This is a genomic window from Varibaculum vaginae (assembly GCF_900604285.1).
GTDB lineage: Bacteria > Actinomycetota > Actinomycetes > Actinomycetales > Actinomycetaceae > Varibaculum > Varibaculum vaginae.
The window spans coordinates 159,770-176,920 of sequence record NZ_UWNY01000001.1 but is presented as its reverse complement, the minus strand read 5'-3'; the positions used below and the strand labels follow the sequence as shown (position 1 = coordinate 176,920).

The following is a 17,151-nucleotide window of genomic DNA, read 5'->3' as shown; positions in this document are numbered from 1 at the left end:
CGCTCTATAAGACATTTTAGAGCGAAAACTGCGCTAGTTTGCCGCTAAATGCGCTGTTATTGCCCTTGATTTAAGCTAGCGGCCGAAGTCCCCGGCACCATATCGCAAGCCTGAGCTAGGAGTGGCGCTGCCGGTTCACAATAATCCAGACTAATCAGGGTGTTACCCAAGAACGTAAGGGAAGTTAGGGAAGCTAGAGCGCATTGCCGGCGAGTAGGGACATGTGCCAACGGACGGCCTTCGACAAATAAACGGAACGACCAGATTGGCAGTTGGTGAGAAACCAGCAAAATTTCGCGAATTTGGGAACCATCAGCGGAGCGTCCCAGACGGGAAGGGCTTTGAACCGGAAGATGCAAAGCTGAGCGTACCGCCTCTGTGACCCGACTCGCCTGCACTGCGTATGGTTCGCACCATGAAGGACGGAATACATTGCGGTACCGCGGCCAGTTATGCGGGTGTAGCAGAGCTGCGCGGTTACCATTAACCACTTCACCCTCGAACATATTGATAGACTCTAAAAGACGCTTGTCAGTACGAATAGGTAGATCGAACCGCTCGGATGCCGGAGTAGCAGACTCTACCGCGCGTTCTAGGGGAGAAGAAATGATGGCATCCAGATAGGCGCCCTTTTCGAAGAGGTATTCCGCGCTCATCCGTGTCATCTGCCTGCCGAGTTCTGTTAGGTGATATCCGGGTAAGCGTCCATATAAGACGCCATCCGGATTATCTACTTCCCCGTGTCGCATGAGGTGAATAGTGGTTAGATTCTGCATACTCTCCACCCTAGCAAACCGTTTTTACTGACCGGCGTGCGAAAACGGTAGATAGACCGCTAGGCTAGAAACGTGAGTGCGGAACCGAAGGTAGCAGCCTTCTTTGATCTTGACGAAACCGTAATTCGAGGCGCTAGCTCCTGGGTGCTCACTCGCGAACTTTTTCGTCAGGGATTTTTCGGTGTCCGCGACCTGACCTTCGCGGCGCGGCAGGCGTTTCTCTACGTGGTGCTAGGAGAAGATCAAGAACGCGTTGAAAAGGTAAAAAACCGAGCTTTGCAGGTAATGGCGGGGCATTCCCGCCAGGAAATCATGGCGATTTCCCAGGAAGTGTGCGACCTTTTAGAGAAAAAATTGTTCCCCCAGGCGCAGGGTTTGATCAAACGGCACCGAGCGGCGGGACATGATATTTGGTTGATTTCTGCCGCTCCCTCGGAACTTCCGCAAATGTTAGCGCAGCGCTTGGGGTTAACCGGGGGCATCGGCACTGAAGTTGCGGTGAAAGATGGGATTTACGAGGCTCGCTTAGCTTCGGAACTTATGCATGCCCAGGGTAAACGGGATCGGGTAGTAGCGCTGGCGCAGGAACGAGGATATGACCTGGCATCCTGCTTTGCGTATTCAGATTCGGATAACGACATGCCGCTGTTAACCCTGGTGGGGAAGCCCTCGGCTATCAATCCGGACATTTGGTTACGGGTACGTGCCTTGCAACGAGGATGGCCGGTTATAGATTTTCGGCGTCGCTCACCGATTAGAAAAGTTCTGCAAAAAGCTAAGGCCAGGAGACGCGGATTTAATCTAGTTGGATTGGGGAAGCATTTCTGAGTAACCTGGCAGGTGCCTACTGGGAAGGAGCTATTTTGAGCGAAAATAATCCACCTGCAGCTGCTGGTTTAGATAAGCAACCAGAAGAAGTTTCTGGGATGTTTGATCAGGTAGCAGCCCGTTATGACTTGACTAATGATGTGATGACTTTTGGGCAGCATCGGATTTGGCGGCGTTGCCTCCGGCGAGTGGTAGCTCCTCATCCCGGACAAAAAATCCTTGATATTGCCGCTGGTACCGGCACTTCTTCGCTTGGTTTTTATCGTGCGGGAGCCGAGGTTACCTGTTGTGATTTTTCGCCGGGAATGGTTGCGGAGGGACGGAAACGCCATAGTGAGCTAAATTTCGTTGTCGGTGATGCCCACGATTTACCTTTCGCTGATCAGTGTTTTGATACAGTCACCTGTTCTTTCGGGTTTAGGAATATGCATGATCCGGCAAGGGCGCTGCGAGAGTTCGCCCGGGTAACCAAACCGGGGGGCAAGTTGGCGATTATGGAATTCTCTACTCCGCCCTCACCCCTGATTGCCCGCTGTTACCAGCTTTATATGCGTAACGTGTTACCTACGGCTGGGCGCCTCGTTTCCTCAGATTCGGATGCCTATAACTATCTGTTCGATTCCATTGTGGATTGGCCAGACCAAGAAACATTGGGACACCTAATCCAGGAAAATGGTTGGGGAGAGGTCTCCTATCGCAATCTAACCTTGGGGGTTGTGGCAATTCATCGTGCATTTAAAGAGGATGATTAAGAGTAAAACCCCTGCAGAGTAGATCGTTATGGTCAGAAAATATTAGAGTTTTTCTTAAGTCTTTGCGAATTAAGTAAGAAAACCCTTGCTTAATCGATAAAAAAATTAAGAGGACTCTAACCTGAGGGTGTTCAGCTAGCCAGCAGAAACCGATATAACTTTAAGCAAATAAAAAAAGCAGGTTAGCCTAGTAACGGTGCGAGGATTATGCCTAAATTCTCGTTGTTATTGCCGCGGTAACCGCTGTGGCAAGAACTAGCGATTACAAGGGAGGGACGTTAAGGCATGGCGGATCAGCTAGCAGATAGCCAGTGCCAAGTGCTGGTTGTAGGTGCCGGCCCTGCGGGTGCCGCAACGGCTTATCACTTGGCTAAAGCCGGTGTTGACGTCCTCGTACTTGAAAAAGGAATCTTCCCCCGTGATAAAATTTGCGGTGACGGTTTAACTCCGGGAGCGGTAAAAGAAATCTTAGCTATGGGGATCAATCCCCTGGACGAAGGTTGGCAGCCCAATTACGGGTTGAGCGTAATCGGAGGTGGGCATCGGATTGCTTTACCTTGGCCGGAATCTGGTTCCCTGCCGTCCTATGGACTTACTTGCCAACGTACAAAACTTGATCAGCGTTTAATCCAGCAGGCGGTAGCCGCGGGGGCTCGTCTGGAAGAAAATACCGTGGTGCAAGACTTGCTCACCGATGGGAGCGGCTATGCCCGGGGGGCGTGCGCTATTCAACGTGACCGCGAAAGTCGGCAAAAGCGCGAGCTTACCTTCCGAGCGCAATATGTAGTGGACTGCACCGGGGCGAATGCCCGCCTAGCTTCTCGGCAAGGGAGAACTCCCCTAAAGAATCGTCCGCTGGCCGTAGCGGCGCGAGCCTATTTCCGTTCCCCTCGTGGCAATGAAACCATGATGGAATCACACCTGGAGCTATGGGATGGAAAACCCGGTAAATCTAATCTTTTACCTGGTTACGGCTGGCTGTTCCCAATGGGAGATGGGATTGTAAACGTAGGACTAGGATCAGTATCTTCGGGAGCGCAATCCACTAAGTTGCCCTATAAGGAAATATTCCACCGTTGGATAGCTAACCTACCGGAAGAATGGGGCTTACGGGAAGAAAATATGCTCGGCTCCCTGCGCTCCGCTCCTCTGCCGATGGCATTTAATCGCAAACCGGCTTACGAAAATGGCTTACTTTTAGTCGGAGACGCCGCTGGAATGATTTCGCCATTTAATGGTGAAGGAATCGCTCCCGCAATGTTCGCGGGGCGGCGAGCGGCAGCTGCTTTAGTGCAGGCTCTGGGGCGTACTTCGCGTGCGCAATCTGAACTTGCGCTTCGGGAATATCCCCGTGACCTGCAAGATCAATATGGTGGCTACTACAGTTTAGGTCGCGTTTTTGTGCGGCTGATTGAAAATCCAAAAATTATGCATGCCTGCACCAAGTACGGGCTAAACAAACCTGCCTTGATGCGGTTTGTTCACAAACTACTTTCGGATGGTTACGAACGCCGCAAAGGAGTAGCCTCCGACAGGGTGCTACAAATTCTGACTAAGGTGGTAATACCATCATGAGGAATATCGCTCAGAAAGAACAACTGAGCCGGAAGAAAACCGGAAACTACAGCAGTTGCTGCGCCAGTGATGGCGGGACAACCAAGAAGGATGTGGAGGCCAAATGAGTCCATCGGCATCACTGTTAATCATGGGTGCGGTAGCCGTTGCGCTAGCCGTAGGCGGTCTGGCGATGTCTGCTTTGCTAGGCCCGGGTCGAAAGACTCGCACCAAAATGGCTACTTATGAATGCGGGCTCGCTCCCAACGCTCACGAGGACGCACGTGGACGTTTTCCGATTAAGTATTACTTGATCGCCATGACCTTCATCGTTTTCGATGTAGAGATGGTGTTCTTATATCCGTTTGCGGTTTCGATCGGACATTTTGGACGGGTTATGGCCATTCCGGTATTGATCGACATTCTACTGTTTATCGTGTTAGTGCTGGTGCCCTATATCTATGAGTGGCGCCGCGGCGGACTGGACTATTAAGAGAGAGGTACAGCATGTCTTTTGATAATGAGCTGCCGGCAGGAGTCGCTCTCACCAGCCTAGACAAGTTTATGGGACTAAACCGTAAAGCTAGTGTCTGGCCGGTTACTATGGGTTTAGCCTGCTGTGCTATCGAAATGATGGCTACCGGAACCCCGCGTTTCGATATTGCACGTTTTGGGATGGAAGTGTTCCGTGCCTCCCCACGGCATGCAGATCTGATGATTGTATCCGGACGGGTTTCCTGGAAGATGGCGCCGATTATCCGTAACGCGTACGACTCCATGCCAGATCCTAAGTGGGTTATTTCTATGGGGGCATGTGCTTCCTCTGGCGGCATATTCAATAACTATGCAGTTGTGCAGGGCTGCGACCACGTGGTTCCGGTAGATGTATATTTGCCCGGATGCCCCCCGCGTCCAGAAGCTTTGATTCACGCGATTATGGTTTTGTGGGATCAAATCCATTACCGCACTCCTCTTACTCAAAAGCAGCGGTTAGAAATCGCTCGTAAAGCCGAAAAAGCGGCTTTGGAAGCAACTCCTACCTCCCAGATGAAAGGACTGTTGGCGTGAGCGAAGACGACAAAACGGTAGTCCTCCATTCCGATGTAGAGGATGGGCCGGTAGCAGTCGAAGTAACCGCCCCGCGCGGTTTCACGGCTGGCTCAGATATGGGTACCCGTCACGGCCTTTTCGGGGTGCATGATGACGGTGACACAACTGGATTCACTGAAATCAAGTTAGATCGGCAAATGCCTTCGGAAAGTTCCCGTCCCTACGGTTCATGGTACGACGAAGTCGTGGATATCTTGGAAGAGCTGATTCAAAATGCTGATCTGGAAATAGCGCAGGTAATCGAGCGGGTAGTGGTCGACAATGACGAACTTACTATTTTCATTACCCGCGAGCACTTACCCCAGGTGGCCCGCTGGCTGCGAGATGATCAAGATTTGCGTTTTGAAATATGCTTCGGAGTTAACGGGGTGCACTATCCACATGACACCGGACGGGAACTACACGCTGTTTATATGCTCTTTTCAGCAACCCACAACCGTCAGCTGCGCCTAGAAGTCACCTGCCCAGAGTCCGATCCTCGGATTCCCTCGGTGGTAGCTACCTACCCGGGAAATGACTGGTGGGAGCGGGAAACCTGGGATTTAATGGGGATTATCTTTACCGGCCATCCTGGTCTGACCCGCACTGCTCTCCCCGATGACTGGGTAGGACACCCGCAGCGGAAAGACTATCCGTTGGGCGGTATTCCGGTGCAATTCAAGGGTGCGACAGTTCCGCCCGCCGATTCGCGGAGGTCATACAGCTAAATGAAGTACACAGATGAAAAAAACAGCCCGCTGGTAAGGGCTGCCGGTTCCGCCCTCGACAATCTAATTACCGAGGACACCCCGCAATATGATTTGCATGGTGGCGACTGGGAAGAAATGGCTTCCGAAGTTGAAAAACTCGCTAACGAGCGGATTGTTATGAATATCGGACCAGTCCACCCCTCAACTCACGGGGTGCTGCGCCTGATAGTTGAACTCGATGGCGAATATGTTCGTGACGTGCGGGTAGGAACCGGATATTTACATACCGGGATTGAAAAGAACATGGAGTATCGCACCTGGACACAGGGAGTTACCTACTGTACCCGGATGGACTACGTTGCGCCCTTCTTCCAGGAAGTTGCCTATTGCCTGGCAGTAGAAAAAGTCTTAAAGAAAACTGCTGAAATTCCGGAGCGAGCAAACCTGATTCGCATCCTAATGATGGAGCTTAACCGGATAGCCTCGCATATAGTCGCGATTGCTACCGGTGGTAATGAGCTGGGCGCCACCACCATGATGACCATCGGGTTTAGAGGGCGTGAAGAAATCCTGCGGATTTTTGAGCAGATTACCGGTCTGCGAATGAACCATGCCTATATTCGCCCTGGCGGGGTGGCACAGGATTTACCTCCGGGGTGTACGGACTACATTCGTGATCTACTCCCCAAAACTCGTCGCGATATTAATGAGCTGCAGGATCTGACCTTACAGAACCCGATTTTCAAGGCTCGTTTTTGCGATGCGGCAGTTATGCCCATGTCTGCCATTATGGCTATGTCGCTTACTGGCCCATCGGTTCGCGCGGGTGGCTATCCCCTGGATATGCGGAAGCTGCAACCATACTGTGGGTATGAAAACTTTGAATTCGATGTTCCGGTAGCTGACCAGTCCGATGCCTATAACCGTACGGTGGTTCGTTTTGACGAATGCTACGAGTCCCTCAAGATCATCTACCAGGTACTAGAACGCCTGGATGAAACCGAAGGGGAACCGGTAATGATTTCCGATCCACAAATAAAGTGGCCGGCACAGCTGAGTGTGGGTACCGATGGTCAGGGGAACTCTCCTGAGCACATCAAAGAAATCATGGGCAGCTCTATGGAATCCCTAATCCAGCACTTCAAGCTGGTAACCGAGGGATTTAGGGCACCAGTAGGCCAGGCTACGCAACTGGTGGAACATGCTAAAGGAGTCATGGGGGTACACGTAGTATCTGATGGCGGTACTCGTCCCTATCGGGCACACTTCCGTGACCCCAGCTTCGCTAACCTGCAATCCTTATCCCTGATGGCTCAGGGCGGTACGATCTCTGACTTGATCGTGGCGCTGGCCAGCGTGGATCCCGTCTTGGGAGGTGTCGATCGCTAATGAGTTTTTACGATCCCGAGGTCGAGCAAAAATTCCGCGAAGACGCAGCGGAAATTATTGCCCGCTATCCGCAAGGACATGAACGCAGCGCCATGATTCCACTGCTGCACCTGGTACAGAGCATAGATGGGTATGTTACCGCCAACGGAATCGGCCTAATCGCCGACATCCTTAACTGCCAGCGTGCAGAGGTTAGCGCGGTTGCCACTTTCTACACCCAGTTCAAACGCCATCCTAACGGTGAATATACCGTAGGGGTTTGTACCAATGCCCTCTGTGCGGTTCTAGGTGGAGACAACATCATGGAAACCCTAGAAAAAGAACTAGAAGTGGGAAATGACGAAACTACCGCTGACGGCAAAATTACGTTGGAGGCATTGGAATGCAATGCGGGCTGCGACTATGCACCGGTAGTTATGCTTAACTGGGAGTTCTTTGATAACCAAACCCCTGAATCCGCCGTGCAACTGGTACGTGATATTAAGGCTGGTAAGCCGGTGCATCCGACAAGGGGACCTGAGAACGCTCCTACCTTTAAAGAAGCCAGCCGGATTTTGGCTGGATTCCCCAACCCTGAAACCGCAAATCAAGGGGTAGCAGCGGGGCCAGCCAGTTTATGGGGACTGAAAGTGGCTGAAGAAAAAGGCATGGAAGCCCCGGATCCGCAGCATTATGAAAAATCCGAGGCTGCCCAGGCCAATGACACCGCTTCGGGTGCAGCTGCTAATCAGGCCGGGAAAGATCCGGTAGGCAAGGAGCACTCCTCTGCTGACCACAAGGAGACAGACAAGTGAGCGAAAACGAAAAGTCTGAGATCCGCCGGGTTCCGCTGACCCCGATCGTCACTAAACAGTATCGGGAACCCGAGAGCTGGACGCTAAAGGCCTACCAGAAAACTGGAGGCTATGCGGGGTTAGAAAAAGCCAAGCAGATGGAGCCAGCGCAGATTCTCGATGCAGTCAAGCAGGCGGGAGTACGAGGACGCGGCGGTGCCGGTTTCGGTACCGGTCTGAAATGGTCGTTCCTGCCACCCGCCGATGGCGGTCCGCGTTATTTAACTGTTAACTGTGATGAGTCAGAGCCGGGAACCTGTAAAGATATCCCGATGATTATGGCTAATCCCCACGCGGTTATAGAAGGGGTGGCAATCACCTGCTTAGCTATCGGTTGCGATCATGCTTTTATCTATATTCGTGGCGAAGTCGTTCACGCCTATAATCGACTGCTAGTAGCTATTAAAGAGGCTGAGGACGCCGGGTTGCTGGGAGATTTAAAGCTGATTGCTCACGCCGGTGCCGGTGCCTATATATGCGGTGAAGAAACTGCCCTATTGGATTCCTTGGAAGGCAAGCGCGGACATCCTCGTCTAAAACCGCCTTTTCCGGCAGTTAAGGGACTCTATGCTCGGCCAACCGTGATTAACAATGCTGAAACCATTGCTCAAGTATCCACAGTGTTCCGCAACTCGGTTGAATGGTATGCCTCGATGGGTAAGGATAAATCCCTAGGATATGGGATGTTTAACCTGTCGGGTCACGTTAAACACCCCGGTCTTTACGAGGCTCCCTTCGGGATTACTATGCGGGAACTGTTGGAATATTCGGGCGGGATCCGCGAGGGGCACACGCTGAAGTTCTATACCCCTGGAGGCTCTTCAACTCCGCTATTTACCTCTGAAAACCTGGATGTTCCTCTAACTTACGAGGATGTAGCAGCCGCCGGTTCTATGCTGGCCACTCGTGCCCTGCAGGTTTTTGATGAAACTACTTCCGTAGTGCGGGTTATTAGCCGTTGGATCGACTTCTACCAACACGAGTCTTGCGGTAAATGCACCCCCTGTCGGGAGGGCACCTACTGGATGAAGCAGATAATGCACCGTTTAGAGGCCGGCAAAGGGCAAGAAGGCGATGTGGATTTGCTTTGCGATATTGCCGGAAATATCGCCGGACGTAGCTTCTGCGCTCTAGGCGATGCGGCGGCTACCCCGGTTCGTAGCGGGATTGAAAAGTTCCGTGAAGAGTTCGAGGCTGGATATCATATACCCTGGTGGGAGGCGTTTCCTCCCGCTGCCTCGGAGGTTTTTAATAAAGGAGGCGCCCTGTGAGTGAGCAAGTCCAAATCAGTATTGACGGCCAAGATATCGAGGTCGCCAAGGGTACGCTGTTAATCCGTGCAGCCGAGAAACTAGGAATCCATATTCCGCGGTTCTGTGACCACCCGCTGCTGGATCCCGCGGGCGCTTGCCGTCAGTGTCTAGTAGAGGTAGCTATGCCGGGTCGTGACGGCGTGGTTCGCCCCATGCCGAAGCCTCAACCGGCCTGCACTATGACCGCGATGGCGGGGATGGAAATTAAAACTGCGGCCACTTCTGAAATCGCGGAAAAAGCTCAACACGGGATTACCGAGTTTTTGCTTATCAACCATCCGCTGGATTGTCCGATTTGTGATAAGGGTGGCGAGTGCCCGCTGCAAAATCAAGCCATGAGTCATGGTACTTTGCACACTCGTTTCCGCGATGAAAAGCGACTTTGGCCTAAACCAGTAGAACTGACCAGCCAGATTTTAATTGACCGGGAGCGCTGTGTCCTGTGTCAGCGTTGCGTTCGTTTTGCCAACCAGGTTGCCGGCGACTCCTTCATCGCGTTACAAGGACGCGGTGGCGGTTCTTCTCCGTGTGACGATCATGATTTCATGGGTGAAAACATTGGCGCATTTGACCAGGAAATCCTGGGAATTTCGGATTCTGATGGCTCCATCCCAACCCTTCGCCTTGATCCCGATGCCCCGGCGCTTTCCGATTCCCATGGTAAACCGGCACCGTTGTCTTCCGCGGCCGCCGTTGGTGCTGGCGCAGACGAGAAAGACCAGGCTGGTAGGCTGTTTAGCTCTTACTTCTCAGGTAATGTCATCCAGATTTGTCCGGTGGGGGCGCTGACTTCTAAGCGCTATCGTTTCCGGGCGCGTCCTTTCGATCTGGTCTCTACCCGTGGGGTCACCGAACAGGATGCCTCTGGTTCCGCTTTACGCACCGATATCCGCCGCGGAGTAGTTACTCGGCGGATGGCGCAAAAAGATTTAGAGGTAAACGAAGAATGGATCACCGATAAAGATCGTTTCGGTTATCAATGGCAGTTCCAACCTTCACGGATTAAGACACCATTGGTGCGCGAAGATGGCAAATTGGTTCCTACCTCCTGGTCGGACGCTTTTGATCGCGCTGCCAAGGGGCTGGCGGCAGCAGGTAAAGGCAAAGTTGGTTTCTTGCCTGGTGGCAGGCTTACTTTCGAGGATGCTTACACTTGGTCGAAGTTTGCCCGGGTAGTATGCGGAACTAACGATATCGACCAGCGCACTCGCGCGGCTGGTCGCGAAGAAGAAACTTTCTTAGGTGCCTATTTCGCTGGTGCTGGGATGCCGGTAACCTACTCTGACCTTGAAAAAGCCGGTCAAGTGCTCTTGGTTGGTTTCGAACCCGAGGACGAATGCGGGGCTGTGTTCCTGCGGCTGCGTAAAGGGGTACGTTCTGGAACCGTAAAAGTGGCCACAGTGGCTCCCTTCGCTTCGCCTTCTTCTCTAAAGACAGCGGCAACTGTATTGACCGCCGCACCTGGAACCGAACCCGAAGTAGTTGCAAATGTAAAGGCTGAATCTGACGGGGATTTCGGAGCGGTCTATGCCGGGCTTAAAGGCGATAGCGCGGTAATCGTTGTCGGGGAACGCGCAGGTACTATCCCGGGCTTGCTAACTGCGGTTAATGATTTAGCGGTGCGTACTGGCGCCCGCTTGGCATGGATTCCTCGTCGCAGCGGAGAACGCGGAGGAATAGAGGCCGGTTTATTGCCGGGGATATTGCCTTTTGGGCGCGATGCTCGGGACGGGGAAGCTCGCAGCGACCTCGCCGCTGCTTGGAATGTGCAACTGCCAGATGCGCCTGGACGTAACACGCAAAAGATTCTGGAGGGCGCCTGCTCCGGGGAACTTTCTGCTCTGGTTCTTGGGGGTCTTGATTTGCGTGACTTGCCAGACCAAGAGCTAACCCGTAAAGCCCTAGATGCGGCCACCTTCGTCATCTCCCTAGAGGTCAACCTGACGCCGGCTGCGCAGGCAGCCGACGTGGTATTCCCAGTAGCGCCGGTCTCAGAGAAGCCTGGCACCTTTGTTAACTGGGAGGGTCGTCTGCGTCCTTTCGGACAGGTCTTGGTTTCGCAAGATATGCCCGATTGGGAAGTGCTGAACAAACTTGCAGAAGTAATGGGGTGCGAACTGGGAATTAATTCTCTGAAGGCGCTTTATGCCGAAGCTAATGAGCTCCTGGATTGGGATGGGAAACGCCTGACGTTCGAACCAGCTGAACCAGCTGCACTTTTGGCTCCAGGAAGTGACCAAGTGGTGCTTAGCTGCCATAAGACTCTGATTGATGAGGGTCTTTTGCAGGTGGGAGCCCCGGACATGCAAGCGGCCGGACGTGCCTCTTTTGCGCGCATCAGCCCGGAAACTGCGAAGGAGTTTGGTATCGCTGCCGGTAGCACCGTAAAGCTGAAAACTACTCAGGGAAGTATTCAGCTCCCCGTAGTGCTAACCGATATGCCACAGCGCGTGGTCTGGGTTCCCGAATGCTCAACCCGTTCTCACGTACATGAATCTTTAGGCGTCACCAGTGGCGCCTTAGTCGAGTTAGAGCCTAATGCGGAGGTGCAGCAGTGAATACCTCAATCCTGCTAAGCGCGAATAGTGCCGGTACTGCCGGTACTACCGGCGCCGCTGATTTCAGTAATGACACTTGGTGGATAACCCTGATAAAGGCGGTATTTATTGTTGCCTGGCTGATTATTAGCGTGATTATGGCCCTCTGGGTGGAGAGGCGCGGCCTCGCGCGGCTTCAGACCCGACCCGGACCGAATGTCCATGGGCCGTTGGGGTTGTTCCAGGCCTTGGCCGACGCCATTAAGCTCCTGACTAAAGAGGATATTTTCAAACGGCACGTCGATAAGGTGCTTTATCTGCTGGCGCCGATTATCACCGCTGCCTGCGCCTTCTGTGTCTATGCGGTTATTCCATTTGGCCCCAGTCTGCATATTGGTAGTTTTTCCACTCCCTTGCAGCTGACTGACTCCAATGTGGCGGTGCTATATATGCTGGCGGTTGCGGGCTTGGGCATTTACGGTATTATCCTGGGGGGCTGGGCATCCAACGGGCATCTGCCGTTATATGGCGCTACCCGCTCTGCCGCTCAAGTGATTAGTTATGAACTAGCGATGGGAATGTCCCTGGTAAGTGTGTTCGTAGTTTCTGGTTCGATGAAAACCTCGGAGATTGTGGCGGCGCAAAGTCCCCTGTGGTGGTGTGTAGCCCTGTTCCCGGCTTTCGTAATCTACGTAATTTCGATGATGGGCGAAGTTAACCGGTTACCTTTCGATTTACCAGAATGTGAAGGCGAGATTGTCGCTGGCCACATGACCGAATACTCTTCGATGAAGTTCGCTTGGTTTTACCTAGCGGAATATATCAACATGTTCAACGTATCCGGGATTTGCGTAACTCTGTTCCTGGGAGGCTGGCGTTTCCCGGGTGGGGAAGCCATTTTCGGAGGCGCACTCAACAGTGGGCTGTGGCCGTTCCTGTGGTTCGGAATCAAAGTCTGGGCAGTAATGTGGTTCATGATTTGGGTACGTGGTACCTTACTGCGTGTTCGCTATGACCAGTTGATGATGCTGGGATGGAAAGTGTTGTTGCCGGTTTCAATCGCCTGGATGGTAATCGTGGTGGTGATGCGGGTAGTTAGCGTCTACAGCATTGGCACTATTTCACAAAGGATGATCGCGATTGCTGCGGTGTTTGTAGTGGCTCTGATTATTATCTGGATAACCGGGGGCAAAGCTGATCAGAAAGAACAAATCAGACAGGCAGAAAAGGAAGCCGCTGCCAGTGAGCCCTTTGATGCGTTCAAAGACGGTTATCCGGTGCCACCCATGCCGGGACAAGTATTACCTCCCAGTCCGCGCGCGATAGTGCGGGCGGGTGCCGGGGAAGACCACCTGGTAGCCAAAGAAGGGGAATCAGATGAGTAAACGTAATCCCACCAGGGAAGATATGAGTTTTGAGCCGGATAAAAAAGGTCCGGTGGGCGAGTTCTTCGCCCCGGTCGCGGGCTTCGGGGTAACTTTTCGGTCGTTTTTCCGTCCTACGGTTACCGAACAGTACCCTTATGAGGCACCCCATGTGCAGCCACGCTTCCATGGCCGCCATCAGCTCAATCATTATCCGGATGGCCTGGAAAAATGTATCGGATGCGAATTATGTGCCTGGGCATGTCCGGCAGATGCCATCTATGTAGAGGCTGCGGCCAATACCCCGCAGGCACAATATTCTCCGGGGGAACGTTACGGCCGGGTCTACCAAATTAATTATTTACGTTGTATTTTCTGTGGATTGTGCATGGAAGCCTGTCCTACGCGTGCACTGACCATGAGCAATGATTTTGAGATGGCAGATTACCACCGCGAAACCATGATCTACGAAAAAGATCAGATTCTCGCTCCTCTCGAGGATGGGATGTTAGCGGCGCCTCATCCTATGGTTGAGGGCACCGCCGATGTTGACTATTACCGAGGAAAGGTGACTGGCGTGACCCAGGCGCAACGCGATTGGGTTAGCGAACACCGTCCAGATGACCCGACTCTCACACAGTCGGGGGTTAAGGAGGTTCAGCAATGAGATTGCTAGCCCAAGCCACAGCTGTAGCCACAGATTTTACTGCGGGACAAACCGTGTTTTTCTGGGTGGCCGCGGTATGTATGGTAGCGCTGGCGCTGGGGATACTATTTTGCCGGACTGCGGTTCACTCTGCAGTCTGCATGGTGGGGGTAATGCTCCTCCTAGCAATGATGTATGCCTCGCAAGGAGCCTATTTTATTGGGGTCGTGCAGGTCGTAGTATATACCGGCGCAGTCATGACTCTAATCCTCTTTATCATCATGATGGTCGGGGTGGCTGCCTCTGACAACTACCTGCGCACTCGCCGCTTTCTACGCTGGAGCGCTTTTTGTGCCGGCGGTTTCGGGGCGCTCTTGGTTGCGGTGGTGTTGGTTAAATCCTATTTGCCCAAGTTCGGGCAAGTTCCAGATATGCCAACCGCCGCTGCCCAAGGCAGTACAGATTCTAATCCCGTGAAAATAGCGATGAGCCTATTTACTGACCATATTTACACCATGGAAGTCATTGGCTGCCTGCTGATTATCGCGGTAGTAGCGGCGGTGTCGCTGACTCATGGAGACCGCCTGCACAAGTTGTTTAAGCAACCAGAAACGGCACGGGCACGGATGGAAGACTACGCTAAGCGGGGAACCCATCCGGGTCAGCAGCCTATAGCTGGTGTTTACCGAACTACCAACGCGACTGACACTCCTAACATTTCTGGCGAAGATCAACGTCCGATCGTCAATTCGGTGTCTTCTGCGTTGCGTGCTCGCAATGCTGACCGCTCACTGGGTGAAGCTGCTCCTCACTTAGTAGAGAGGATTCGTGCTGATCAAGGTGGAGATGCGTCCCAAGGTGTGCACTCGATAGCGGCCTCTCGATCGGTGACTCGATCCGGAGCCTGGGGAATGCCTGGCGAGGATGCACCTAATGGTTTGCAAATGCCCAAGACCCGAGTAGTAACACCCAAAATCGAGGAAGCTCCTTCCAGCGATTCCTCGGAACCAGCTAACTTAGATGCCAAAGAAACGGAGGTCAGTGAATAATGTCTTTGACTTCATATCTTGTATTGGCAGCCATTCTATTCTTCATTGGCGCGGTAATCGTTTTAACCCGTCACTCGGCGGTAATCGCCCTGATGGGGGTGGAGTTGATGTTGAATTCCTGCAACCTAATGTTGGTGACTTTCTCAAATATGCACCAAAACATTGAGGGGCAAGTGATGGCTTTCTTCGTCATGGTGGTAGCCGCCGCAGAAGTGGTGGTAGGCCTAGCAATCATCGTTTCGATATTTAGGACGCGGCGTTCGACCTCAGTCGATGAATTGCGCCTGATGGGACGCTAGGAGGGTATAGAAAAATGAACTCATTCTTGCTAGGCGCTGAGCAACAGCAAATGGCAAATGTGTCAGCTACGGGACTTGCAGAGTATGCGTGGCTGATGGTGGTAATACCACTGTTGGTATCAGGTCTGCTATTGGTATGTGGACGCGTAACCGACAAATGGGGTCACTGGTTGGCAGTCGCTGCCTCCTGGAGTTCCTTCCTGATTGGATTCTTGATTTTCTGCCAAATGATTGCGCAGGCACCAGCAGAAAGATCTATTTTAGCTCCGGTATTTACTTGGTTTAAGGCCGGCAGTGGTAACGAGCAAATTTCGCTTTCTTGGAATATCTTGCTCGATCCGCTCTCGATGACCTTTGTTCTACTAGTTACTTTCGTTGGTTCCCTGATTCACGTTTACTCCGTGGCATACATGGAGCATGATCCTAATCGGCGGCGTTTCTTCGCCTACCTGAACTTTTTCGTGGCCTCGATGCTTACCCTGATACTCTCGGATTCCTACGTGGCATTGTTCTTTGGCTGGGAGGGCGTCGGTTTGGCGTCCTACCTCTTGATTGGTTTCTGGAACCACGAATTACCCAATGCAGTAGCTGCCAAGAAAGCCTTCGTGATGAACCGTGTTGGCGACTTGGGATTGCTGCTCGCCATGATGTCTATGTACGCCGAATTCAACTCTATGAAGTTTGTGGACGTGTTAGGAGCTTCGCGCTCCGGAGATATGAGCGCGGGTTGGGCTACTGCAATCGGCCTATTCTTACTGCTGGCGGCCTGCGGCAAGTCTGCGCAGTTCCCACTGCAAGCCTGGCTGGGAGACGCCATGGCCGGCCCTACCCCGGTTTCGGCCTTAATCCACGCGGCTACCATGGTTACTGCCGGTGTCTACTTGATTGTGCGATCCGGGGCTATCTTTGTGGCCTCTCCGACTGCAAGACTGTGTGTGGCAATCGTGGGCGCGATTACCCTCCTGTTTGGGGCGATTGTAGGTTGTGCCAAGGATGATATGAAGAAGGTGCTGGCTGCTTCCACGATGTCTCAGATTGGCTACATGATGTTGGGTGCTGGTCTGGGTCCCATCGGCTGGACCTTGGCTATCTTCCACCTGTTTGTGCATGGATTCTTCAAAGCCCAGTTGTTCCTGGGAGCCGGCTCGGTAATGCACGGTATGAACGAGCAGGTAAATATGCGGCGCTTCGGTGCCTTGCGGCAAGTAATGAAAGTCTCTTGGATTTGCTTCGGTATAGCCTGGCTGGCGATCTTGGGGATTCCCCCCTTCTCGGGATTCTTCTCCAAAGAACCGATTATCGCTGCCGCCTTTAATGCTCAGGCATTTGGAACTGCAGGAGCGTGGATCTTTGGTCTAGTCGCCATGATTGGCGCGGGAATCACCTCCTTCTATATGTCGCGGCTGTTCTTCATGATTTTCCATGGAGAACAACGTTGGACTACCCAGTTCGATGGGGGGAGCGATGTACATCCGCATGAGGCTTCTTGGTTAATGAACGGGCCAATAGTCGTTTTATCAGTGTTCTCAGTGGCTATGGGGCTGGTGTTGGGCTTTACTGAACGGTTTAACCAGTGGCTTGAGCCAGTTACCGGGACTCTGGAAGCCACCAAAGATGCCGTAGTGCTGTCACATACAGCCATTTCTGCCATCACCTTGGTATTGGTACTTTGCGGTCTGGCATTAGCTTTCCTAATGTATGTGCGTAAACCGGTACCGAAAGTGGCTCCGGCCTCTAATGTTTTGGTGGAGGCAGCTCGCCTCGACCTTTATCAAGACACCGTTAATGAGTCGGTGGCCATGCTCCCGGCGCAGTTGCTCACAATCGGGGTGGGGGGCGCTGACCGCAGAGTCCTCGATGGCATTATCCGCGGTATCTCCTGGTGCGCTGGAGCCATCGGGCGCGCGGTCAGTCACGTGCAAAATGGCTACATCCGTGCATACGCCAGTTACATTCTTGGCGGGGTGCTTTTAGCCCTGATTTTAGTAGTCGGAAGCCAATTGGTTTAGGGC

General features: G+C 52.8%; 16 protein-coding genes. 15 read left to right on the top strand and 1 reads right to left on the bottom strand.

Annotated elements, in window-relative coordinates; translation table 11 throughout:
• Positions 1 to 56 precede the first annotated feature (56 nt).
• On the bottom strand, positions 57 to 776 hold the full coding sequence (locus EFB02_RS00720) for a histidine phosphatase family protein (protein ID WP_122819472.1): 720 nt from the start codon (positions 774 to 776) through the stop codon (positions 57 to 59).
• 72 nt (positions 777 to 848) lie between these two features.
• On the opposite strand from EFB02_RS00720, the gene EFB02_RS00715 reads away from it, so the two are divergent.
• The 15 genes from EFB02_RS00715 to nuoL all read left to right on the top strand — a co-directional run bounded on the left by EFB02_RS00715 (position 849) and on the right by nuoL (position 17,148).
• Positions 849 to 1,604, top strand: coding sequence for an HAD family hydrolase (locus tag EFB02_RS00715; protein ID WP_122819470.1), 756 nt, complete (start codon positions 849 to 851; stop codon positions 1,602 to 1,604).
• 35 nt (positions 1,605 to 1,639) lie between these two features.
• The gene (locus EFB02_RS00710) at positions 1,640 to 2,356 is read left to right on the top strand and encodes a class I SAM-dependent methyltransferase (RefSeq protein WP_234992676.1); all 717 of its coding nucleotides are present in this window, start codon (positions 1,640 to 1,642) and stop codon (positions 2,354 to 2,356) included.
• A 285-nt stretch (positions 2,357 to 2,641) separates the two neighbouring features.
• A complete protein-coding gene (locus tag EFB02_RS00705; protein WP_122819469.1) occupies positions 2,642 to 3,931 on the top strand; it encodes an NAD(P)/FAD-dependent oxidoreductase in 1,290 nt (429 codons plus the stop codon).
• Positions 3,932 to 4,034: 103 nt separating this feature from the next.
• Positions 4,035 to 4,403 carry an NADH-quinone oxidoreductase subunit A gene (ndhC, locus tag EFB02_RS00700; RefSeq protein WP_122819466.1) on the top strand — a complete coding sequence of 123 codons (369 nt, stop codon included), beginning with the start codon at positions 4,035 to 4,037 and terminating at the stop codon, positions 4,401 to 4,403.
• A 14-nt stretch (positions 4,404 to 4,417) separates the two neighbouring features.
• Positions 4,418 to 4,978 (top strand): NADH-quinone oxidoreductase subunit B, encoded by a 561-nt coding sequence (locus EFB02_RS00695; RefSeq protein WP_122819464.1) that lies wholly within the window; start codon positions 4,418 to 4,420, stop codon positions 4,976 to 4,978.
• 98 nt (positions 4,979 to 5,076) lie between these two features.
• Positions 5,077 to 5,727, top strand: a complete 651-nt coding sequence (locus EFB02_RS00690) for an NADH-quinone oxidoreductase subunit C (RefSeq protein ID WP_122820592.1) — start codon at positions 5,077 to 5,079, stop codon at positions 5,725 to 5,727.
• Positions 5,728 to 7,098: an NADH-quinone oxidoreductase subunit D gene (locus EFB02_RS00685; RefSeq protein WP_122819462.1), complete on the top strand. Its 1,371-nt coding sequence runs from the start codon at positions 5,728 to 5,730 to the stop codon at positions 7,096 to 7,098. It begins immediately after the preceding gene.
• Positions 7,098 to 7,892: an NADH-quinone oxidoreductase subunit NuoE gene (gene nuoE / locus EFB02_RS00680; RefSeq protein WP_122819460.1), complete on the top strand. Its 795-nt coding sequence runs from the start codon at positions 7,098 to 7,100 to the stop codon at positions 7,890 to 7,892. The genes EFB02_RS00685 and nuoE overlap by 1 nt, the downstream gene beginning before the upstream one ends.
• On the top strand, positions 7,889 to 9,202 hold the full coding sequence (gene nuoF / locus EFB02_RS00675; protein ID WP_234992675.1) for an NADH-quinone oxidoreductase subunit NuoF: 1,314 nt from the start codon (positions 7,889 to 7,891) through the stop codon (positions 9,200 to 9,202). Before nuoE ends, nuoF begins: the two co-directional genes overlap by 4 nt.
• Positions 9,199 to 11,802, top strand: coding sequence for an NADH-quinone oxidoreductase subunit G (locus EFB02_RS00670; RefSeq protein WP_122819458.1), 2,604 nt, complete (start codon positions 9,199 to 9,201; stop codon positions 11,800 to 11,802). Before nuoF ends, EFB02_RS00670 begins: the two co-directional genes overlap by 4 nt.
• A complete protein-coding gene (nuoH, locus tag EFB02_RS00665; RefSeq protein ID WP_122819456.1) occupies positions 11,799 to 13,166 on the top strand; it encodes an NADH-quinone oxidoreductase subunit NuoH in 1,368 nt (455 codons plus the stop codon). The genes EFB02_RS00670 and nuoH overlap by 4 nt, the downstream gene beginning before the upstream one ends.
• Positions 13,159 to 13,812 carry an NADH-quinone oxidoreductase subunit NuoI gene (nuoI, locus tag EFB02_RS00660; protein ID WP_122819455.1) on the top strand — a complete coding sequence of 218 codons (654 nt, stop codon included), beginning with the start codon at positions 13,159 to 13,161 and terminating at the stop codon, positions 13,810 to 13,812. Before nuoH ends, nuoI begins: the two co-directional genes overlap by 8 nt.
• Positions 13,809 to 14,840: an NADH-quinone oxidoreductase subunit J gene (locus EFB02_RS00655; protein ID WP_122819453.1), complete on the top strand. Its 1,032-nt coding sequence runs from the start codon at positions 13,809 to 13,811 to the stop codon at positions 14,838 to 14,840. The genes nuoI and EFB02_RS00655 overlap by 4 nt, the downstream gene beginning before the upstream one ends.
• Positions 14,840 to 15,139: an NADH-quinone oxidoreductase subunit NuoK gene (gene nuoK, locus EFB02_RS00650; RefSeq protein WP_122819451.1), complete on the top strand. Its 300-nt coding sequence runs from the start codon at positions 14,840 to 14,842 to the stop codon at positions 15,137 to 15,139. Before EFB02_RS00655 ends, nuoK begins: the two co-directional genes overlap by 1 nt.
• Before the next feature lie 14 nt (positions 15,140 to 15,153).
• A complete protein-coding gene (nuoL, locus tag EFB02_RS00645; protein WP_122819449.1) occupies positions 15,154 to 17,148 on the top strand; it encodes an NADH-quinone oxidoreductase subunit L in 1,995 nt (664 codons plus the stop codon).
• Positions 17,149 to 17,151: the final 3 nt, after the last annotated feature.